Consider the following 22,119-nt stretch of genomic DNA (forward strand, 5'->3'; position numbering starts at 1 on the left):
AAGCTCCATGCTTGCCCTACATTATTCCTGCTTTCCTGATAAACCAGCATATTTTGTTCCAAATGTTGAAAATTTAAACCTGCTTCAAAGGCTGCTCCCGGCGCCGGAAATAATGGGGGGAGTCGCCCCATTTCCAATAGCCCAGTTTAAACCCGCCGGCCGCAACCTCTGCTGCTATTTCTTCCATACTCTTCTGCTCTTTATTATCGTAGAGAGAATAATCCCTTCGTTTTTCTTCCGGGGTAAGTACCGGCATTATTATATTGGCACCGGCCATTAACCCCCATCTCAGTCCTAACGGATTAATGCTCTGCAAAGCGGTAGAAGCCACCATATTAATATCCGGCATGGTCAGGCGGGCCAGGGCCAGCATTTTGAGGGTCAGGGTAAAGGCATCCCGCTCGTGCCTATCCGGCACCCGCGCCAGGGGAGTATCGGAGTGGGGGATATAGGGACCCAAACCCAGCATATCAATATCCCTTTTTTGGAAAAAGGCCAGGTCTTGGGCCAACTGTTCATTGCTTTGTCCAGGCAGTCCCACCATAATCCCCGTACCCACCTGGTAGCCGATATCCTTCAAGGCATCCAGGCATTCCAGCCGTCTATGATAAAGCTGGGAAGGAGGATGGATATTTTTAAACAACTGAGGGTTAGAAGTTTCGATGCGCAAGAGGTAACGATGAGCACCGGCTTGCCAGAGTTGCAGGTATTGCTGGTAGCTCAATTCGCCCATACTCAATGTAACCCCCAGGCCCTGCTGGCCTCGCTGTCTGCTGCTGAGAATAATTTTCTCGACTATAGCCGCTAAAAAATCTACCTGCTCCTGGCTGTCTATCTCCCCCGACTGCAGGGCAATGGATTGAAAGCCCATGTCGTAAGCCATCATAGCCAATTCTATTATTTTATCTTCATCAAGCCGGTAGCGATGGATATTTTCGTTGCTTTTCCTCAGGCCGCAGTAGAGGCAGTTGCGCGGGCAATAGTTGGAGAATTCGATAAGTCCACGCAAGTATACCTCATTTCCCAGATGTCTAATGCGGGTATTATGGGCCGCTTGCAGCAGGGAAGCAAGGCTTTCCGGCTCATTGCTGTTTAGAATCTCAACTATCTCTTGTTCCCGATAAGGGCCCATCTTCAAAACACTCCTTGAGAATAGCAATCAATTGCTGCAAATCAGCAGGGGGAAGCGAATTGCTGTTATCTATTAAGATGCCATAGTTATTGTTCAGCTTTATGCGCAACGGTTTTAAAGCGATATCATCAAAATTTCCCAGCAGGTGAGCCCACCTGCTGCCATAAATCCTGGCCCAGCGTATTTTTATTTCGGGATTAATACGCAATATCTGATTATCGCAAAAACGCAGGTATTCCTCACCGTCTTTTTCCGGGTACTGCTCAAGAATGCTCTTAAGTTCTTCTAAGGAGTTCTGTAATCTATTCACCACCAAACATAATTTAGAGGAATAAATCCCTCTCTCCATTCTCGATACGCTCCAACATTTCCACTACCGTAGCTCTCACTTGTTCATTGGGGAGGGCTGCCAGTTCCTTATCTATTAAATAGGAAGCCGCCTCTTTGGTTTCTTCACTGGCATAGTCTAAAAGGTATTCCTTAAAGGTCAAAATGGCGTTGGGCATACAAAGATTATGGATTTTACCCTTCTTGGCTATTCCCATAAAGCAGCCCCCGGTACGACCACAGCGATAATCAGCCGTACAAAAGGAAGTAATAAAACCGAGCCTGGCCATGTCCCGGATCGCTTCATCCAGGCTGCGGTTATCGCCCAGAATAAACTGCTGCCGTTGATAGTCCACAGCATCTTCACTATAGCTTCCCACACCTATATTGGAACCGGCATCAATCTGACTGCAGCCCACCTGAATGACCTCATTGCGAACCTCTGCATTCTCGCGGGCGGTTAATATCATTCCAGTATAGGGAACAGAAAGACGAATAACCGTAACCAGTTTTTTAAAGGTCTTATCATCCACATAATAGGTATTATTCTGCAGAAACGGGGTATTTAAAGCAGGCTGCAGGCGGGGAAAAGAAATAGTATGGGGCCCAACCCCACCAAATTTTTCTTCCAGATCGATGGTATGCATTAAGAGTCCCATTACTTCAAACTTCCAGTCATACAGGCCAAAAAGGGCTCCAATACCCACATCATCCACCCCGGCATCCATAGCCCGGTGCAGGGCATAGAGACGCCAACCGTAATCCGCTTTTAAGCCACGGGGATGAAGCTTTTTGTAGGAAGGATAATGGTAGGTTTCCTGAAAGACCTGAAAGGTGCCGATGCCTACTTCCTTTAATATACGAAGATCTTCAATGGACATGGGTGCAGCGTTAACATTGACCCGGCGAATTTCGCCATTTCCTTCTTTGGTGGCATAGGCAGTTCTCAGGGTATCGGCAATATAGTTGACATCAGATTTGGGATGTTCTCCATAAACCATAATCAAGCGTTTGTGGCCTTTGCCTATCAGAGCTTTAATTTCTGCGCTTAACTCCGAGGCATTCATTCTTTTTCTGATGGTTTCCCGGTTATCACAGCGAAAACCACAATACACACAGTTATTCACACAATAGTTGCTGACATAAAGCGGAGCAAAAAAAACAATCCTTCTTCCATAGACCTTATGTTTAATCTGTAGACCGGTAGCATACATTTCCTCCCAGAGCTCTTCATCAGTGCAATTAAGCAGGGCGGCTGTTTCCGCCGGTTCCAGACGGTTCAGCTCCAGGGCTTTGGCCATGATTTCTCGAATTTGCTGCTTTTCCGGCTGTTTGTTGGCCATCAGGGTTTCCTGAATAAAGCCTTCGTCAATAAAGCTTTTCCCATTATTCTTGTACTTTTCTACCTGCTCCGGCTTAATAACATTATCAATCCACCGGTTAACTGATATCGCTTCCATACCAATTCTCCTCCTTTTAACCCTTAAACTGAATAAAATAAAACCGCTTACCCCGAAAAGAGGCAAGCGGTCAATACTTACTTTGCTTCCCCCCTTTAACTCAGTCCCTACCTCATTATCAGGGTGTTAATATGCTGTTGTTACAATTATTCTTAGCTTCCTTTAGTTAAGGCGCTTTTTACGGTTACCCCGGATATGTTTCCCAGTTTCCCGGTCAGGGCTCCCAATTCATCAGTATTGCCGTCTACAATCAAAGCGATAACCGCCAGATCTTTTTGGCGATAGGGAAGTCCCATGCGACCAATAATCATACTGGCATGGTTACTTAAAACCTGGTTTACCTGGGGAACGGCATCACGATTTTCCACCACTATACCTATTACTCCAAGACGCTTGTCAGACAAGGGCTTTTCCTCCCTCCAACGATTGCTATGTCCAGTTAATCCCCCGTTAAACAGCATTGATGGGCAATTGCCAAGCAAATCTGCAGCAGCGGTTAGCGGTTAAAACGGGGGCATGGTAGAACAAAGCTACTTCAATAACAACTGGCAATAACTTAACAACTTAAGTGCCTGGCACCTAATAAAGAAAGTGCTTATCCTGATAAGGACTCAGGATAAGCACCGTATTAGCTGGATTTCCTGACCCCTCTAAAGCAGCTTACGCCTTTTTATCAGGGACTAAAACTAATTGTATTATTTGTATAATACCTTATCAGTAAAAGAAATACCAGTAAAATTTATTTGCAGATATTTAGTTAAACTTGGCCTGGTAGTCAGCATTAAAGTTCTTTATGGTAGTAAGCACCGGAGCAGGTGCTGCCTGGCCCAGCCCGCACAGGCAGGCTACTGACATTACCTTGCCCAAACGGCCTAGAAGTTCAACATCTTCCGCATTGCCTTCGCCGGCATTAAGCCGTTCCATCATTTCATGCATTCTCTTGGTACCTTCGCGGCAGGGTGAACACTTGCCACAGGATTCATGTTCGAAGAATTTGGCGATACGGGCTACTACATTTACAATGTCGCGGCTTTCATCCATTACGAAAACTGCACCGGAACCAAGTACGGCACCAATTGAGTTCATGGAGTCAAAATCAATAGGGGTATCCAAGTTGGACTCGGGGATAAAACCACCCGATGTTCCACCTATCTGCACCGCTTTGAACTTTTTACCGCCGGCTACACCACCGCCGAGTCCAAAAATGACCTCTCTGATAGTGGTGTTGGTAGGTACTTCGAAAAAGGTGCGGTTATTGACATCGCCAGTCAGGGTTAAAACTTTGGTACCCGGATAATTAGGAGCGCCAATGGCTTTGTACCAATCTCCGCCTTTTTCAATAATAATGGGAATGTTGGCGAAGGTTTCAACATTGTTTACAATAGTCGGTTTTTGCCACAAACCAATAACCGGTGGGAAGGGAGGTTTGAAGCGGGGCTCACCCCGATGTCCCTCAATGGATTCTATCAGAGCGCTTTCTTCACCACAAACATAGGCTCCGCCACCCATCCTGACTTCCACATCAAAATCACCCAATACGCCCTTGGCTTTAGCCTGGGCAATGGCCTGGTTTAAAATGTCGACTACATAGGGATATTCACCCCGACAATAAATATAGCCTTTTTTAGATCCTATAGCATAACCGCATATAGCCATACCTTCGATTACGCTCTGGGGGTCGTTTTCCATAATGATACGGTCTTTATAGGTGCCGGGTTCTCCTTCATCTGCATTACAGACCACATATTTTTCTTCCGATTGCACCTGATAAGAGAAATTCCATTTCATGCCGGCATTGAAACCAGCACCCCCGCGTCCTCGCAGATTAGATTTTTTTACTTCTTCAATGACTTCCGTTTGCTTCATGCTGCGGGCTTTTTCTAGTGATTTGTAACCCCCGGCAGCAATATAATCATCGATTTTCAGTGGATCAATCTTACCGTAGTTGCGCAAGACTATGCGCATTTCCTCGGCCATTGTATTCCCTCCTTTCTTTCTCTTCTGCTTTACCTGTATTCAGCCAGAACCCCGGATACTTTTTCCGGAGTCATATCTCCATAGGGTTTACTGTTGACGGTAATAACCGGGGTGGCCTGACACTGACCTACGCATTCGCATAATTCCAGGGTAAACTTTCCGTCAGGAGTGGTTTCACCCATCTTGATTCCCAGTTCCTTTTCCAGAGCAGCTATAACTTCAGCGGCACCGGCTACATGGCAGGGAGCACTTTCACAAATACGGATAACATTTTTGCCTCTCTTTCCCACTTTAAGGTAGGAATAGAATGTGGCTACCCCCCAGGCTTTAGCGGTTGGAATACCAAAAACCTCAGCGGCAACCCGGATAGCATCTTCCGGAATATAACTGTATTCCCGTTGCAGGGCATGATAGGCTTCTATGATTCCACCGGGAAGATCCTGGTATTTGCTGATTATATCCTCATAGTTTGCCATTGGTTAATATTCACCTCCCTGTTATTTAGCATTGTTATTTGAAACACTTACGATTATAAATATTACCTCTGGTTAAACTGCACTCCTATCCAGAAGCAGTATCGAAACTTCCAAACCTGCTTCCATCGGCGGATGCCCGGGTGGTAAATCAATAAGGGCATTGCAATCTACCAAAGAACGAATCATACTGGGCTTTTGCCCAGGTAATATAGATACGGCCCATCCATCCTCTCGGGGTGTAGCCAGGGCCCGGACAAACCTGCGCGAAGCAGTTTTCTTGGTATAACGGCTCGAACATATGGCATTTACCCGGGGCAACAGAGGTTCAATTCCCTGTAAAGCTCTTAAGGCCGGGGCGGCAAAAAGATGATAGCCTACAGCACAGGCCGCCGGATTACCGGAAAGCGAAATAATGAGCCGGGAACCCAGTACGGCACCTCCATTATGACTTCCTGGTTGTATGGGAATCTCCCGAAACAGGGGACGAGCTCCAATTTCATCTATTAATACATGAATCTCATTAATACCATCGGTATAAGTCCCGCCGGTGGTTATTACCAGCTCAGACTGCTCCAGCATTTGCAAAAGCTGGGTTTTGATTTGAGTCATATCCTTTTGGCCGGCCAGCTCAACTGAGCTTATCAGGCCTCCGTCCAACTTGACCAGGGATGCCAACATAGGGCCGTTGGCATCTCGAATTTCTCCCCTGGCGGCTTGGCTTGAACAGGGAACTACATTTGAACCCAGGCTTAATATCGAAACTCGGGGACGGTGATAAACCTGGATCTGCCCATGGCCAAAGGTAGCCAGTAAGGCCACCAATCCCGGTGTAATCCGGGTAGCTTGACCCAATATCAAATCTCCTTTATGAAAATCCTCCCCGGGTTGTTTGAAATTGTTCCCGGGCTTGACAAATTCGAGAGATTTCAGGTAATTGTCCTTGATTTGTACTTTTTCATGCGGTATAACGGCAACTGCTCCATCTGGAAGCAAGCCACCTGTCAATACTCCGATTGCTTGCCCGGGAACCAGAGGAGAATTTGGTACCTCACCCATCTTAAGCTGACCAATAACCAGGAGTTGGTCGTAATTGCCAGATAAATCAGGATTTACAGCATAACCATCTACAGCTGATCGCAGTTCACCAGGCATATTGCAATCGGCCAGAATCTCAGTACTGCTAATCCTCCCTACTGCCTCCAGTAAAGAAACTGGTTCAGCAGCCAGCGGTTCAATATTCTTAATTAATTCTTGTTGAGCATCTTCCAGACTATTAAGCATAATCGCTTTATACCTCCGGTATTAAACATAAGTAGCTTTTCCAAAAGGACAGGCTGGGAAGTGACATACCTTGCATTCTTCACAAAAACCGCCATGTCCCAGGGCTACTATATCAGAACGGTTTATCCGTTCCTCGGCAAAAATCCGGGGCAGGAGTAAATCCAGGGTAGTAAACTTGCTATATAATGCTCCTCCCGGTACCCCACAAATGGGAACATGTCCCTGGTAAGCCAGCATAAACTGGGAACCAGGCAGAACCGGAGCACCATAGAATACTACTTCGGCTCCAGAGGCCTTAATCCCCAGCGGGGTAACATCATCCGGGTCAACGGACATTCCGCCGGTTATGATAATAAAATCCGCGCCTTCTCCAATAAAACGATGAATCTCCGCCGCAATAATTTCTGGACTATCAGGAACAATTGTCTGGCTCATAAAGCGTCCCCCGAAAGGGGTAATCTTTTTGCGTATAACCCGGCCAAAACCATCCTTTATTCTACCGTAGCAAACTTCATTGCCGGTAGTAATTACGGCTGTCCAGAGATTCTTAAAAGGCTTAACTAAAACCAGGGGACGGGGGTTAGAACAGAGTTTTTCTGCTTCTTCAACTAGGCTGCGCTCCACAGTGATGGGAACCACCCGGGTCCCAGCCAGCTTTTGTTCCTTTACTACGGTGCGATTATTATGCAAAGTCGCGAAAATAACAGAATCGAGATTGTTTATCCAATGCAACTGGTCTACCTGTATCTTCAAAAGGCCATCGTAAGCGGCTATAAGATTAACCCGGCCATGGCTGGGCTCACTTAGATTAATACCTGGCCCGGACGCACTTTGCGCCAGACGGAGAGCTGCTTCATCTTCATGAATCAACTCCTCACCAGCTTCCCAGATATAAATGTGCTCCTTGCCCAGATCTTGCAGCAGAGGAACATCAGCAGCGGTAATGATTTGTCCCCTTCTGAAAGCGCGACATTTCTCTCGCCCCGGAATAATCTTGATAATATCATGTCCTAAAACCTGGCCTATCGCTTCATTTACAGGTACCTTACGCATTCACTATCCTCCTAGATTTTTTCCAGCTTAACCGCACAGACCTTGTATTCACCAGTACCGGTTATGGGATCAAGATGGTGACTGGTCAAGGCATTAGTAGGAGTCTCGCTGTAATGGAATGACATCCAAATTATACCAGGCATTACCCGGTCAGTGACGCGGACAGCAGTAACTACTTCGCCACGACGGGAAGTTACTTTCAACTTGTCACCAGTTTTTACTCCCATCTTCTCAGCATCGGCTGGATTGAGTTCTGCCATTTCCTTATTCCAAACACTCATAATGCCCTTGGAATAGGGGGTGGTTACATTATAGTGCTGGAGAATTCTACCGGTGGAAAGCAGGAACGGGTATTCCTCATCCGGCATTTCTCCCGGAGGAATATGGTCGGAAGGCTGGAATAGACCCAGGCCACGGGTGAATTTGCCCACATGCATGAACTGGGTGCCCGGGTGATCGGTGCTCGGACAGGGCCATTGCAGACTGCCTAATTCCTCCAGCCGGTCATAATTGATTCCCGTCATGGAAGGAGCCAGGGAAGCCATTTCATCCCAAATCTCGCGGGGGCTCTCATAATTCATGGGATAGCCCATGCGGCTAACCATTTCGCAAATAGTCTGCCAGTTGGCTCTTCCCGGAATGGGTTCGATGGCTTTTCTAACTCTTTGTACCCGGCGTTCGGTATTGCTAAAGGTGCCGTCACATTCAGCAAAACTGGCAGCGGGTAATATTACATCAGCATATTCAGCAGTTTCGGTAAGGAACAGTTCTTGAACCACCAGGAACTCCAGGGCTTCCAGTCCACCGCGGATGTGGTGGCTGTTGGGATCGGTCAGTACTGGATTCTCTCCCAGTATATACATGGCTTTTACCTTGCCTTCGTGAGCGGCCTCAAACATTTCCGGAATTTTTAAACCAATCTTATCAGGCATAGGTCTGCCCCAGGCCTTTTCAAATTTTTCCTTGACTGCGGGCAGGGTGACATTTTGGTAGCCCTGATATACATTGGGCAGAGCTCCCATGTCACAAGCACCTTGCACATTGTTCTGACCGCGAATGGGGCATACACCCACTCCGGCCCGACCCATATGACCGGTCAGCATAGCCAGGTTGGCCAAACTCATAACATTTCGGGTTCCACAAATGTGTTCAGTTATTCCCAGGGTATAGAAAATCATGGCCCGGTCCGTAGTAGCGTATAGCCGGGCGACTTCATAAAGTACATCAACTGGAATGCCCGTTAATTCCGCTACATATTCGGGCGGGTAGTTTTCTACCGTGGCCTTGAGGGCTTCGTAGTTTTCGGTCCGCTCTTCAATAAATTTCTTGTCCTCAAGACCTTCTTTAATAATGATATGCATCAAGCCATTGATTAAAGGAATATCTGTTCCTGGTTTCTGGCGAAGCCAGTAATCTGCTTCATCTACTAGGTCGATGTGGCGGGGATCGCAAACCACCAGTTTGCAGCCCCGGCGGGCGGCTTGCCGCATCTTGTAGCCGGTTACGGGATGAGCTTCAGTGGTATTGGTACCAATAAGGAATAGGAGTTCCGCGTCAGTGGTAATTTCACTGATGGCGTTAGTCATTGCGCCGCTTCCAAATGTAGTGGCCAGACCGGCCACGGTGGGCGCATGTCAGGTACGGGCGCAGTGGTCAACATTGTTGTTGCCCATAACTGCGCGGGTAAATTTCTGCACCAGGTAATTTTCTTCATTGGTACAACGAGCCGAACTCAGGGCGGCGAAAGATTCGGAGCCGTACTGAGCCTTTATCTCGCCAAAGCGCTGGGCAATCAAGTCAAAGGCTTCATCCCAGCTGGCCTCTTCGAATTTGCCGTTTTTCTTTATTAAGGGGGTGGTAAGCCGTTTTTCATTGTAGATAAAATCCCATCCAAAACGACCTTTAACACAGAGGGAACGCTGGTTGACCGTGCTGTCGGGATTGGAGAGAACACCTATTACCTTGCCATTTTTTACGGCCAAGTCAAAGTTACAGCCGGTTCCGCAGAAGGGGCAAGTGGTCCGTACTCTGTCAATATCCCAACGACGACCCTGACCAACCATGGTTTTTTCCTGCAGGGCTCCGGTGGGACATACAGCTACACACTGGCCGCAGAACACGCAATCAGAATCAATGTAGTCAACATCACCAGCAGTGGTAGCCTTGCGATGGAAACCCCGATTAAGGTAACTCAAGTTGTCCTGACCGGTCATCTCTTCGCAAGCACGAACACAGGCACCACAGAGTATACATTTGTTCAAATCACGCAAAATAAAGGGGTTGGTATCATCAATAGCATATTCATGTTTTTCACCAACAAAGGGGCTTTCCTTAACGCCATACTGGTAGCAATAATCGGCCAATTTACAGTCACCCAGTTTATCGCAAGTCATGCAGTCCAGTGGGTGATTGGCTACCAGCAATTCAAGGATGGTCTTCCTGGCTTCGACCACGGCGGGGGAATTGGTATTAACTACCATACCGGGGAAAATAGGGGTCACACAGGAGGCCGGTAAAAGACGATTGCCTTCTACTTCGACCACGCACAGGCGACAAGCTCCCAGGGCGCTGAGGTCAGGGTCATAACATAGCCTTGGAATATTAATCCCAACACTGTCAGCGGCCTTCATTATTGTTGTACCCGCCGGGACTTCAACCTCCTTTCCATCAATAGTGATTTTGATCAGTTCCACTCCCATCACTCCTTTCAAATTCTAACAACTCCCAAGAAATCAAACCTACAGACAAAAAGAGCCTCCCGTATTTGAAGAAAGTCCAATAATCACCTGTCAGGCTTATCCTATATAACCGGGGTCTAAAAATGGCTAAACCTAACTAATAGTGAATTTGGTCTCCTTTCCAAATAAGGGAGGCACAAGCGTTTCCACTTATACCGCGGCCGTTAAACCATGGATTAAAGACTCAATCCCAGCAAAAATGAAAGTATAAAATGCATTAATCGTCCATAATTTTTATACTTTTTTAACGGGCTCAGGGATTCAGGCTTTTTCCACCATAAAAGTCCGATTCTCCCTGACAAATGAGTTTCAGTCATTAGGCTCAAAGGCTTGGAGCCGGTTCTATTCAATTAAACAAAAAACAGGTGTTGTGTGTTGTGAAAAAGCACAGTAACACCTGTTCAATTAACTGAACAGTTCTTTCACTACTCCTTTCCACAATACGGGGAGGCATAAGTGTTTCCACTTATACCTATAGGCCCTGTAACCTGGATTTGTCTGCAGGTTAAGAGGGCTCGGAATACATATTAAGTTAAATAAAAAACAGGTGTTAATGAAAGAAAGCACATTAACACCTGTTCTTTTGACGAACAGCTAAATAAGTACTCCTTTCCACAATACGGGGAGGCATAAGCGTTTCCACTTATACCTATAGGCCCTATAATCATGAACCGCAGTCTTTAGATTAATAAGGCTCGGAGCTCTATTCTTTTGAGCTCAGCATACTATAAATAATGGGGCTAATCAATAGAGTAAAATTATAGTATGTGATATTTTCATACAAATTATAAATGAAATGCATAATTATTTACTAACCCGGGCTAAAAAATGATACGTTCTGGATGGCAATAGACATTGAATTGCTCTCCTCGGGTAAAACCCACGATACAGATGTCTAGTTTTTCAGCCAGTTCTACTGCGAGTAGCATGGCGGCCGAACGAGATAGGATAAGTGGTATTCCCCTGCGGGCAACTTTAAACATAATCTCTGATGCAACTCGCCCACTCAAAACCAGACATTTATCATCCAGGGGAATGCCGTTCAAAAAAGCATAACCCAAAACCTTATCCACGGCATTATGCCTTCCGATATCCTCATACCTGACAATTAGGCCTGAATTATCAGCCAGGGCTGCACTGTGAACTCCCCCGGTCCGGCGAAAGGTAAGCGACTTTTCTTCCAATAAAGAAATGAGTTGCAATAGCTGGGATGCAGGGATGCGAAAGTCTGATTTCACCGGCCTAATCTGGCAAGCATCTTTGGCAAAATAGAAACTGCTATTTAGTGTTTCATTATCCTCTGGGAAATAGCGCTTGTGCCCATTACCATTGGAAGGAGTGTCTATCTTCCCCTCTACAAAGAGTATTCCTTTATCTGAGTCATGATGTATATCTTGGATATCAGCAGGGTCTGAAATCATCCCTTCGTTTAGGAGATAACCCACCCCCAGTTCCTTATACCCTTGAGGGGAGCAGACCAGGGTAGATAGTTCTTGCCCGTTGGCATATACCGTAAGGGGAACCTCAATAACCAGTGTATCCCGGTAAGGTCTTACTTCTCCCTGGCGATATATTAAAATATTTTTCTCGTGAAACAACAAAACATCGTTCAAATTAATTCCCAACCCTTCTTTCTTTTACCTCCGACACCCTGGCAGTATTTAAGCATCGGAAGAAACTGCGGAGCAATTTCAACAGCGCTACAACGGCGCAACAAGGCGGGGGATTAGAACCCGCCGGCAGTTTTGTTAATAGGAACCCGACCACTTAGACCGCTTAAAGAAGCGGGGGACATATTTCAATTTGTTATAAACGCTTTCATTTTATCATCGTCCGCGCTTGAATCCTAATATGTTATAATATATTAGCATATATAAGGATAAAATATCTAATTTACGGCAATATCATGCCCAGGGTCTATACCGGCCACGCAAATAATGAAATTTGTCGTTTTTTTGGAAAGATTATTAACCTTAAACAATACTGTAAAAAGAGAGGAAGATAATGTTGTTGGATTTGATAACCAAGAGCTTTGCGAATATTCTTACATTAATGAACCTGGTTTTTGGTTCTATGGCCATTATTTTAGTTCAACACCTACACTATTCTTGGGCAGCCATTTTTATTTTATTTGCAGTATTTATGGACGGTATGGATGGCAAGATAGCGAGGAGATTTGGGGCAACTTCGGAGCTGGGAAAAGAATTGGATTCTCTTTGTGATCTGGTTTCCTTTGGAGTAGCTCCTGCGGTCTTGCTTTATGCCCAGGTATTCCTGGAGAGTTATCATCTGCCCGGATTAATTGCTGCTTTGTTTTTTATAATATGTGGGGCTTTGCGCTTAGCCCGTTTTAACGTATTAAATATTCATGAGTATTTTTTGGGTATACCTATTACCCTGGCCGGGTTTTTATTGGCCATCATTTCACTGCTCGCAGACAATATATATCCTATGGTAATTCTCTTGCTGGTAGTTTTTCTTTCTCTTATGATGATTAGTAATATTAAGATAAGAAAGATTTAATTTTCTCTATAGCGAAATTGACATAGCTACCTGGCAAAATTAACTGGCAGGTTAGTCGTGATTTTACTTGGCCAAAGACCTATATTTTGCTAACCAGTTAAGCCGATATGAACAACTTTATCAATTTTTTGAAAGGATTATCAGGATATGATGGATAAAATCCTGGTTGAAGAAAAGCTAAAACTTATGGCCAACCGCCGACCTCAGATACTTGGACATAAAGAATATTTAAAGACAGCAGTATTATTGCCGCTGGTTGAGTACCAAAATAATCTCTGCATCTTGTTTGAAAAAAGAGCCGCTGACCTGAATGTGCAACCAGGGGAGATATGTTTCCCCGGAGGACAGATTGAAGCAATTGACCAGGGGGCGAAGGAAGCTGCTGTTAGAGAGACTTGTGAAGAACTGGGACTAGATACAGGAGATATAGAGGTAGTAGCTCCGCTGGATATTTTTGTTAGCCCCTTTAACCTGATCGTTAATCCTTTTGTAGGCAGGATTAAAGATTATCAAAAGATTAAAATCAATAGCGAAGTTGAATATGTCTTCTATGTGCCTCTCAATTATCTTCTTAAGATAGAACCACCTTGTGCTCCACTGGGCCTCAAACTGGTTCTTCCCCAGGGTTATCCCTATGATTTGATTCCCCATGGCAGGAATTACCCTTACCGGGATGCCCGCTATCCCCAATACTTTTACCTTTGGGAAAAAGAGGTAATATGGGGTCTTACCGCCCGCATACTCAACCACTTTTTGGATTTGCTGCAGTCTAACCAGGAAGAAATCAATTAAACTACTGCTTTCTCCGCTTTTTTATCTTTTCAAATATTTCCTCAAGCAGCTCACCGGTATTTCCCTCCTGCAATTTAACTACTGCTGCATGATCAAGCGGGGTAGGACCTTTATTAATAATTATCAGATACTGGGTAAAGGTGCTGAATTCTTTAACAAAACCGGCCAATGGGTAGACGGTCAAGGAAGAACCAATTACGACCAAAACCCTGGCTCCTAGTATTCTATCCATAGCGTCCGGGTAATTTTTAATATGTTCTCCAAAAAGAACTACATCTGGTTTCAGGATGCCTCCGCATTGAGAACAACGGGGAATAACCTCCGGGTAAGTATTAACATAATTACTGTCATGTACTGAGCGGCAATTACGTTCCTGACATAAAAAACGAGCACCATTGCCGTGAATAGGTATTACTTTTTGACTCCCGGCCTTTTGATGAAGGTTGTCGATGTTCTGGGTGACTATAGCCTTAATGATGCCTGCCTTTTCCATTTCTGCCAGCACCTGATGTGCTTTGCCTGGTTCCACCGGAGGAAAGATGAAGTACTGCCGGTAAAACTTATAAAATTCCAAGGGATTATTGCGAAAGAAATCTATGTTAATAATCTTCATTACCCGGTTTTCTCCGAGTTTCCGGTAAATTCCCTCTGGTCCACGAAAGTCAGGAATACCTGCCTCCGTGCTAATACCAGCACCCGTCACCACAACTGTGTTATGGGATCGATCAAGAATCTCCACAACACGGTCAATGTTTTTCTCCATAATTATAACCATTCCTTTCTAGAGGTACAAAACATCATGAAAGAATTTCTTTCAGACTTATCCCTCCCACTACCATTATAATAGAGCGGCTTTGATTTAATAAGCCCAAAACTATTTGCTGTTTTAAGTAGCCAGTGAAAGTACGATATTAACATTTTCGCTGCTGTTTTACCTGCCCACTGTCATGATTTACCTAAAGGATAATGTCGAAGGAAATCGAACCATTTATATATCTGGGTGGTATTTTGTGGTTAGTCAGGTTGTTGTTTGGTATTTAAAGTAGTAGAAACCATCTTCTAAGCTCATAAAGGAGGTAAGCAATGCTTAAAAAACTATTCGCACTAATAATGATAGTATGTTTTACGCTAAGTTTTCCAGTCAATCCACTTGATGTGACCTGGGCTGCTCCCGTTATAAAAGCAGGCCCGGATGAGATTGATTACTCGGAGTATATGCTCTTGTTGGATAATCCCAGGGCCAATATACCGCCTGAAGAAATAAAGAAATCCGAGCCGCAAAATACTTCAAATTCTATGGAGAATCTTTCCGGGCAGGCAGCTAAACCCATACTGCCTGCAGAGATCAAAACAACAACAACTAACAACAAATATGTAAGCATTTACAAAAAGAATTATCCCGCCTATGCTAAAGAAGAACTGCCCGTCGTAGAGGAATTTCGTTCCAATTATAATGGCACGCTGGCTCATGCCATAGTGGGAAGAGCTATCTGGTATATGGAATATGGCTATATGATTTATGGACATGAAAAGTATCCCAAGAGTGGTCTTATTGATTGTTCCAATTTTGTATCCCTGGTTTACAAGGACTTTGGCTATACAATAACTTCAGCAGCTCGCCGTTATGGCACAGTAGGAAAGAAGGTTAGTGGGGTTTATTCCCAAAAACTCAGTAGCAGCAGCAGTAAATACAAGCTAGTGGGTACTGATAAGCTCCGGCCAGGTGATATTATGACTTTCTGGAAAAAGGATAGTCAAGGAAAGAAATATATTGCCCATGTTGCCATCTATATGGGCAAAATTAATGGTAAACCGACTATCATTCATACCCGGAAGGATAATCCCACCGCTATTGGTATAACCAATAGTTTTACTTACTGGTTTGGTGAGCATTTCTATGAAGCCAGAAGGGTGTTAAATAGCAGCGAACGCTCCAGTAAATCATTTAGTGATTCCGGGCCGGTTATTCCTCAGGTTTACAAGCTTCCGCCTCAGGGACCGATTATTCAACCTGAAGACCTTCCTTGTGGATTTTAATAGCGTTTTAGTATTCGGAACTTAAGTATACTTGATAATTATTCAGTAAGAAACCCAGAAAACATATGACCGAGCAACAACTTGAAATCTGGCCAAGAGACCCCTGCCAAAAGGCAGGGGTCTTTTTACTGCGTGCGCCCGGCATGGGCGCAGTCTAATGGGTGAAAGTCCCTAGTGCGGGTTGATAGTGCCAAGCACATAGCCAAGGGCAAGGGTGTCCATCGTGAGGTGGAATCCGAAGGAAGCCGGAGGCAAACTTCTGGTCTGACGAACAGAAATCACATCAGGCATCGTAAGCTGGGTAAGGTTGCGCAACAAACTGAAGCCCGAAACTATCCGGAAGCTTACGGTGTAGATGTGGCAGATAGATGGAAGGAAAGACTGCGTTCTTACCCGGGGAGGTCTCACGGACGGGTGGAAACAGAGTAAGAAGCCCGGTTGAAACAAGATTTATCGTGAGAAGTCAGCAGAGGCCATAGTACGGAGGCAGCGCGATGCCGAAGGAAGGGCTGAACCATAGGAGGTGTGGGTCAACGAAAGTTACTGAAAGTGACAACTTAAAACACAGACAACTTCGAGAAGAAGGCTATCTGCAAAGGGTATCTGCGGAACAGAGAGAGTATGCAGAAGCGTGCGCGTCACCGAAGATGACTGAAACCGACAGCACCAACACAAACGAGCAGACGGAAGGATTGCTGGAGCAAATTCTAAGCAGAGATAATCTGAATCGTGCCTACAAGCAGGTAAAGAGAAACAAAGGTGCGGGTGGAATTGACGGAATGCAGGTAGATGAACTTCTACCCTTCCTGAAAGAAAACAAGAACGAACTTGTGCAATCCCTCCGGGACGGCAAATACCGTCCTAAACCCGTACGCAGGGTAGAAATACCCAAAGAGAACGGGAAGACCAGAAAGCTGGGGATACCAACTGTCGTGGACAGGCTAATCCAACAAGCGATTTGCCAAGTCTTGAGCCTAATCTTTGAGAAACAGTTTTCAAACAATAGCTTTGGATTCCGACCGAAAAGGAGTGCACATGATGCACTTAAAAGATGCCAGACCAACATTACAGATGGCTACAGATACGTAGTCGATATGGATTTGGAAAAGTACTTTGACACGGTCAACCAGAGCAAACTCATTCAGATACTATCGGAAACGATAAAAGATGGACGAGTCATTGCGCTGATTCACAAATTCCTGCGAGCGGGAGTTATGGTAGGCGGAATGTTTGAAGACAGCCCCGAAGGAGTGCCGCAAGGCGGACCCCTGAGTCCACTGCTGGGAAACATCATGCTGAATGAATGTGACCATGAACTGGAAAGGCGCGGACACCGCTTTGTACGCTATGCAGATGATATGATGATTTTCTGCAAAAGCAAGAAAGCGGCCAATCGTACGCTAAACCACATCCTCCCATACATCGAAGAGAAATTATTCTTGAGGGTGAATCGGGATAAAACACAGGTAGCACACGTGAACAAGGTCAAATTTCTGGGTTATGGTTTCTACATCCATAAAGGAGAAGGGAGGCTCAGGATACATCCCAAGAGCGTCCAAAAATTTAAGGAAAAAATCCGGGAAGTCACAGGACGTAGTAACGGGATGGGGATTGAGTCAAGGAAAATCCGATTGAACCAAGTGGTTCGAGGATGGATGAATTACTTCAAACTGGTAGATGCAAAGAACCTCATACAGGGATTGGATGAGTGGATAAGAAGTCGCATTCGGATGGTTACATGGAAACGATGGAAGAAAGTCCGTACACGTTCTGAAAATCTCAAACACCTGGGAATTAAGGAAGAACGGGCATGGATGTGGGCGAATACAAGAAAAGGCTACTGGCGTACCGCCCATAGTCCAATCTTATTAATAGCCCTATCCAACGAGAGGTTCAAACGTGCCGGATACCTCAGTTTGATGGAATGCTACTCTGCGAAGTAGTGTGTAAACTTTGGAACCGCCGTATACCGAACGGTACGTACGGTGGTGTGGGAGGTCGGCTACTCAATTAATGGGTAGCCTCCTACCCGATTGTAATAATATTGCCCAAGCATTCTAGCAGGTTATCTAACAAAGCACTTTAACCAATATTTTGTTATAATATGATGAAAGAATTGGAGCGGACTAATTCAACCCCTTTTGTTAATTTAATCAAAAAACAAAAATCATCGAGTTGTTACCAGCTATGGGTTACGATTTAGAGGAGGGATTTCTATGCAGCCAAAGGGCCCATCACTGGGAGATAGGTTTCGGGCTTTTCTATCTAATTTGAATATTGATAATCAATCGTTTATCGTATCTCAGGTTAAGGAGATAACTAAAGACTTTAATCAGAAATATTGGAGAATTAAGTCAGACATAAAGAATGTTCACTTTATCGGTTCTTATGGCCGCGGTACGGCAATAAAAGGTGTTAAGAATATCAATCTACTTGCGGTATTACCCCGTGATCTTTATGAAAAGTATGAAAAGCTTAAAGATAACAGCCAGAGTGTATTACTTCATGAAATGAAGGATTTTCTGATTAAAGCTTATCCTGAAGCCCATATTAACGAAGAAGGCCATTTATTAATACCTTTCCCGGATCTTATATTTGAATTCATTCCTAGTTTTATTACTCCCAAAAAGAACTACATATACCCGGATATTCATGAGGGTGGAAGTTGGGTAGCCTTTAACCCGATTAGAGAAATCCAGGTTCTTGATGAATTGAACTATAAATATAATGGTAAGGTTAAACACCTGGCTAAAATGATGCGGGCTTGGAAAGCGACCCATGAAGCACCTATTTCTGGGATGCTTCTTGATACTCTGGCCTTAAACTTCATGGAAGAGTGGGAGGGCAATGATAAATCCTTTGCTTATTACGGTTTAATGACCCAAGATTTTTTGGAGTACTTGGCCAGTCGCAGGAAGGATCAATTACACTGGTATGCTAAAGGAAGCAACCGCGTATTGCCATCAACAGATGATTTTGGTGAGCAGGCTAATATTGCTTATAAAATAGTGAGCAGGGCTTTCATATTTGAGGAGGAGGATAACTGGATTGAAGCTAACAAATGCTGGCGGGAGGTCTTTGGCCCCGATTTTCCTACCTAGATCTTTGTTTTGCAGAAGATTTTAATGTAAAAAGTTATTAATATTCAATAGCTTGCATATATATACTGCTCAGCTCCCTTAATTGCGACCGAAGGGAGCATCAGGAGTACCCGCAGGGTGTTGCATCCATGCTTCGCCAACGCACGCCTTGTACATTCATGCAAGCCTCATGCAATAAAAGGGGTTTTGTTGGAATGTATTAATATTTTTTCTGTGGTGAAGGGAGTCACCTAATTATACTTTGCTTTTCTTCTCAGGTTTTAACGGTATTTCACCATTATATCGATTTTACCGTTATATGCCATGGTTTAAGCAAATAATTTGCTTTTTCCGGTATATTTTTGTGCTTATGCTTATATGGTGAAATTAGAAGAGCTTACACATATTAGAACCTTTGAGAAGAAAGGATGAAAAAATTGAAAAAAAGGAGAAAAATCAAACTTTTTAAAGCACGTCTGGCTAAAAGAAATCCTATATTCGAGCAGCAACGAAATAAAATAAGCCCAACAAGTTCGAAAAAAGTTCTGGCAGGGCAATACCAGCCTGGTTTTATTCCTCATCCCCTGAACCTCTCCCATCTAAAAGGACAGAAAATCTTTTCCGAAACCAAGCTTCTACGTTTATCTTCCTCTTATGATTTGCGTAAAGAGGGAAGACTTACCCCGGTTAAAGACCAGGGACCTGCTGGTACCTGCTGGGCTTTTGCCACTTATGGGTCCCTGGAATCATGTTTACTCCCTGATCAGGAATTCGATTTCTCGGAAAATAATATGAAAAATCTCTTGAGTGAGAATTGTCCTGCTGGCTATGACCGGGGTCCGCGGGATGGGGGAAATCAATTTATGTCTATGGCTTACTTAACCCGCTGGGATGGACCGGTATTGGAAAAAGAAGATCCCTATGACCCTTTTGATGATGGCCCTTGCACCCAGTTTTCCCCGCAAAAACATATTCAAAATGTGATTTTTATCCCTGATCGCAAGGATGCTTCAGACAATCAAAACATCAAGCAAGCTATAAGTAAATATGGCGCCGTGTTCAGCGGCATGTATTATGAGGATCAATACTACAATCCTGATAAGTCAAGCTATTATTTCCCCAGCTATAGTTTTTCCAATCATGCTGTTTGCCTGGTTGGTTGGGATGATAATTATAACCGGAAAAACTTTAATTCAGAACCCCCAAAAAATGGCGCCTTTATAGCCAGAAATAGTTGGGGAACTTCCTGGGGAGATGATGGTTATTTTTACATTTCCTATTATGATACTGCAATCGGAAGTGATAATGCCGTATATTACAATGCCGAGTCTCCCGTAAAATATAACATTATTTATCAATTTGATCCTCTGGGTTGGATTGCTTCTGTTGGGTACCGCAGTTCTACCGCCTGGTTTGCTAATATTTTTACGGCCAGCTCAAAACAACAAGAATTACTTGCTGTAGGCTGGTGTGTTGGGGGAGCTTCCGCTACCTACCAGGTCCTGGTTTATACTGATCCTACCGCCAACAAGCCGAGAAGTGGAAAAATCGCCAAGAATGTAAGCGGAACAATTACTAACCCGGGATATTTTACTCGTTCCTTTACCAAGCCGGTAGCTTTAAAAGCAGGCCAGAAATTTTCTGTTGTAGTAAAACTAAGTACTTCGGGCTATAACTTTCCTGTACCGCTGGAAATGCCGGTTGATGGCTATACCAGCAAAGCTGTAGCTAATAAGGGACAAAGCTTTATGAGTAAAAGTGGTACTAATTGGGAGGATATTACAAATTCATGGGAAAATAGCAGTGCTTGTCTTAAAGCATATGCTTCCAGCAAGAATTCCGATGTTTTGCCCGGCGATAAATAACAAGATGAAATATGTCCTCCGCTTCTTTAAACGCTCGGGTTCTATTAACAAAACAGGCGGCGGGTTCTAATCCCCCGCCTCGTTGCAGCGCTGTGTTGAAGCTGCTCCGCAGTTTCTTCCGATGCTTAAAACAGAAGGGAGTTAGCGCGTAGCTTTAAGCTAAGATGAGCAAGCTATAGTGCAGCATATCTCGCAGCTCAAGAGGTAGCGATCCGGCACTCAGTATAATGACCTTTATTGAGGAAAGGTTAATATTTATCTAAGTGCCGGTATCGTCATATTAATACAATCCATATATAAGATAAAAATGTTTACAGTGGAGCTAATAATGAATATTTTCACACTCCTTTTTATTCCTTAACATGTTAATATATTAATAAGGAAAGTGTAAAGATATAAATTATTATGGAGGACTAAATATACTATGAACCGTCTGGCTCGCTATTTTTTAAATGGTTTGCTTTTTATCGTACCTATTTTTCTTACTTTGTATATTATTTATCTTTTGTTTGCAAAAATTGATAGTTTACTGCAAATTCCTTTGCCTGGTATCGGGATTATTCCCGGGGTTGGTTTTGTGGTAACCATTCTGATTATTACTTTAACTGGTGTACTGGTATCCAACTTAATCACGAGAAGGTTTATGTCCCTTATGGACAGGCTGTTTAACCGGCTTCCTCTGGTGAAAATTCTCTACTCTTCAATCAAAGACCTCATAAATGCATTTCTGGGAGAAAAGAAGACTTTCAACCAGCCGGTTTTAGTTACAATAATTCCGGGTAGTAATGCTTCAGCTTTAGGATTCGTCACTTCAGAATCACTTCAACACTTGGGTGTGGATGATATGGTGGCAGTATACTTTCCCCAATCATATAATTTTGCTGGTAATCTATTGCTCTTTCCCCGGGAACAAGTAAGGCCCATTGAGGCTAGCAGCTCGGATATAATGACTTTTATTGTCTCCGGTGGTGTAGCCAAAAGCTAACACAGGAAATATGTCCCTGATTTCAATGGGACAAAAGCAGGTTTTTCTGTGTGCTAAAAGGAAATCCTTGGTTTTTGTAGAATCATGTTTTAAAAGGTCGGTTTTGTTGGAAAGGGGGGAATCTTGTATTTTTTAAGGAACCATTCCCCAGTTTGGCTATTTACCCGATAAATAGATTAAGACTCTCTGGAACGGAATAGCAGGGAGCAGAATTAAGAATAGGGAGAGATATTTTGCCGTTTATGCGGCTATAGCTATATATAACTAGGTGAAATATATCCCCGCTTCTTTAAGCGGTCGGGTTCCTATTAAAAAACAGGCGGTGGGTTCTAATCCCCCACCTCGTTGCAGCGGTGTGTTGAAACTGCTCCACAGTTTCTTCCGATGCTTAAA

The 22,119-nt window shown here is 44.2% G+C and carries 19 protein-coding genes and 3 riboswitches; of the genes, 8 read left to right on the forward strand and 11 right to left on the reverse strand.

All coding sequences use genetic code 11. From position 1 onward, the window contains the following. Positions 1 to 73: 73 nt before the first annotated feature. The 10 genes from hydE to fdhD all read right to left on the reverse strand — a co-directional run bounded on the left by hydE (position 74) and on the right by fdhD (position 12,057). Positions 74 to 1,132: a [FeFe] hydrogenase H-cluster radical SAM maturase HydE gene (gene hydE, locus SWOL_RS05180; protein WP_041427405.1), complete on the reverse strand. Its 1,059-nt coding sequence runs from the start codon at positions 1,130 to 1,132 to the stop codon at positions 74 to 76. Beyond that, a complete protein-coding gene (locus SWOL_RS05185) occupies positions 1,101 to 1,445 on the reverse strand; it encodes a hypothetical protein (RefSeq protein WP_155814138.1) in 345 nt (114 codons plus the stop codon). Before SWOL_RS05185 ends, hydE begins: the two co-directional genes overlap by 32 nt. A 10-nt stretch (positions 1,446 to 1,455) precedes the next feature. Next, positions 1,456 to 2,919: a [FeFe] hydrogenase H-cluster radical SAM maturase HydG gene (hydG, locus tag SWOL_RS05190; protein WP_011640441.1), complete on the reverse strand. Its 1,464-nt coding sequence runs from the start codon at positions 2,917 to 2,919 to the stop codon at positions 1,456 to 1,458. 152 nt (positions 2,920 to 3,071) lie between these two features. Then, positions 3,072 to 3,323, reverse strand: a complete 252-nt coding sequence (locus tag SWOL_RS05195) for a TM1266 family iron-only hydrogenase system putative regulator (protein ID WP_011640442.1) — start codon at positions 3,321 to 3,323, stop codon at positions 3,072 to 3,074. Between the two features lie 349 nt (positions 3,324 to 3,672). Further along, on the reverse strand, positions 3,673 to 4,896 hold the full coding sequence (gene nuoF / locus SWOL_RS05200) for an NADH-quinone oxidoreductase subunit NuoF (RefSeq protein ID WP_011640443.1): 1,224 nt from the start codon (positions 4,894 to 4,896) through the stop codon (positions 3,673 to 3,675). A gap of 29 nt (positions 4,897 to 4,925) precedes the next feature. Next, entirely contained in the window at positions 4,926 to 5,372 is a 447-nt protein-coding gene (locus SWOL_RS05205; RefSeq protein ID WP_011640444.1) for an NADH-quinone oxidoreductase subunit NuoE family protein, read from the reverse strand. Between the two features lie 72 nt (positions 5,373 to 5,444). Then, positions 5,445 to 6,653 carry a molybdopterin molybdotransferase MoeA gene (locus SWOL_RS05210; protein WP_011640445.1) on the reverse strand — a complete coding sequence of 403 codons (1,209 nt, stop codon included), beginning with the start codon at positions 6,651 to 6,653 and terminating at the stop codon, positions 5,445 to 5,447. A gap of 21 nt (positions 6,654 to 6,674) precedes the next feature. Further along, positions 6,675 to 7,706 (reverse strand): molybdopterin-binding protein, encoded by a 1,032-nt coding sequence (locus SWOL_RS05215; protein WP_011640446.1) that lies wholly within the window; start codon positions 7,704 to 7,706, stop codon positions 6,675 to 6,677. Between the two features lie 11 nt (positions 7,707 to 7,717). Continuing rightward, on the reverse strand, positions 7,718 to 10,399 hold the full coding sequence (gene fdhF, locus SWOL_RS13955) for a formate dehydrogenase subunit alpha (protein ID WP_081424879.1): 2,682 nt from the start codon (positions 10,397 to 10,399) through the stop codon (positions 7,718 to 7,720). Between the two features lie 142 nt (positions 10,400 to 10,541). Then, positions 10,542 to 10,792: riboswitch (molybdenum cofactor riboswitch) on the reverse strand. 64 nt (positions 10,793 to 10,856) lie between these two features. Continuing rightward, positions 10,857 to 10,977: riboswitch (molybdenum cofactor riboswitch) on the reverse strand. A gap of 56 nt (positions 10,978 to 11,033) precedes the next feature. Further along, a riboswitch (molybdenum cofactor riboswitch) is annotated at positions 11,034 to 11,157 on the reverse strand. Between the two features lie 108 nt (positions 11,158 to 11,265). Next, positions 11,266 to 12,057 carry a formate dehydrogenase accessory sulfurtransferase FdhD gene (gene fdhD / locus SWOL_RS05230; protein WP_011640449.1) on the reverse strand — a complete coding sequence of 264 codons (792 nt, stop codon included), beginning with the start codon at positions 12,055 to 12,057 and terminating at the stop codon, positions 11,266 to 11,268. A gap of 391 nt (positions 12,058 to 12,448) precedes the next feature. Here fdhD and pssA point away from each other — a divergent pair, with 391 nt between their 5' ends. Both pssA and SWOL_RS05240 read left to right on the forward strand, forming a co-directional pair. After that, complete coding sequence (gene pssA / locus SWOL_RS05235; protein WP_011640450.1) at positions 12,449 to 12,967, forward strand: CDP-diacylglycerol--serine O-phosphatidyltransferase; 519 nt, start codon at positions 12,449 to 12,451, stop codon at positions 12,965 to 12,967. Positions 12,968 to 13,114: 147 nt separating this feature from the next. Then, positions 13,115 to 13,759: an NUDIX hydrolase gene (locus SWOL_RS05240; RefSeq protein WP_011640451.1), complete on the forward strand. Its 645-nt coding sequence runs from the start codon at positions 13,115 to 13,117 to the stop codon at positions 13,757 to 13,759. Position 13,760: 1 nt separating this feature from the next. Here SWOL_RS05240 and SWOL_RS05245 read toward each other — a convergent pair whose 3' ends face one another. Beyond that, positions 13,761 to 14,534 (reverse strand): SIR2 family NAD-dependent protein deacylase, encoded by a 774-nt coding sequence (locus SWOL_RS05245; RefSeq protein ID WP_242649370.1) that lies wholly within the window; start codon positions 14,532 to 14,534, stop codon positions 13,761 to 13,763. 308 nt (positions 14,535 to 14,842) lie between these two features. Between SWOL_RS05245 and SWOL_RS05250 the strand changes: the two genes are divergently transcribed. The 6 genes from SWOL_RS05250 to SWOL_RS05275 all read left to right on the forward strand — a co-directional run bounded on the left by SWOL_RS05250 (position 14,843) and on the right by SWOL_RS05275 (position 21,726). After that, positions 14,843 to 15,796 carry a C40 family peptidase gene (locus SWOL_RS05250; protein WP_011640453.1) on the forward strand — a complete coding sequence of 318 codons (954 nt, stop codon included), beginning with the start codon at positions 14,843 to 14,845 and terminating at the stop codon, positions 15,794 to 15,796. 174 nt (positions 15,797 to 15,970) lie between these two features. Next, positions 15,971 to 16,225: a hypothetical protein gene (locus SWOL_RS14870; RefSeq protein ID WP_041427407.1), complete on the forward strand. Its 255-nt coding sequence runs from the start codon at positions 15,971 to 15,973 to the stop codon at positions 16,223 to 16,225. Between the two features lie 65 nt (positions 16,226 to 16,290). Further along, on the forward strand, positions 16,291 to 17,739 hold the full coding sequence (gene ltrA / locus SWOL_RS05260; protein ID WP_011640454.1) for a group II intron reverse transcriptase/maturase: 1,449 nt from the start codon (positions 16,291 to 16,293) through the stop codon (positions 17,737 to 17,739). A gap of 273 nt (positions 17,740 to 18,012) precedes the next feature. After that, positions 18,013 to 18,897: an SMODS domain-containing nucleotidyltransferase gene (locus SWOL_RS05265; protein WP_011640455.1), complete on the forward strand. Its 885-nt coding sequence runs from the start codon at positions 18,013 to 18,015 to the stop codon at positions 18,895 to 18,897. A 416-nt stretch (positions 18,898 to 19,313) separates the two neighbouring features. After that, complete coding sequence (locus tag SWOL_RS05270; protein WP_011640456.1) at positions 19,314 to 20,741, forward strand: C1 family peptidase; 1,428 nt, start codon at positions 19,314 to 19,316, stop codon at positions 20,739 to 20,741. A 424-nt stretch (positions 20,742 to 21,165) separates the two neighbouring features. Further along, positions 21,166 to 21,726, forward strand: coding sequence for a DUF502 domain-containing protein (locus SWOL_RS05275; protein WP_011640457.1), 561 nt, complete (start codon positions 21,166 to 21,168; stop codon positions 21,724 to 21,726). Positions 21,727 to 22,119 lie beyond the last annotated feature (393 nt).

This window comes from Syntrophomonas wolfei subsp. wolfei str. Goettingen G311 (assembly GCF_000014725.1).
GTDB lineage: Bacteria > Bacillota > Syntrophomonadia > Syntrophomonadales > Syntrophomonadaceae > Syntrophomonas > Syntrophomonas wolfei.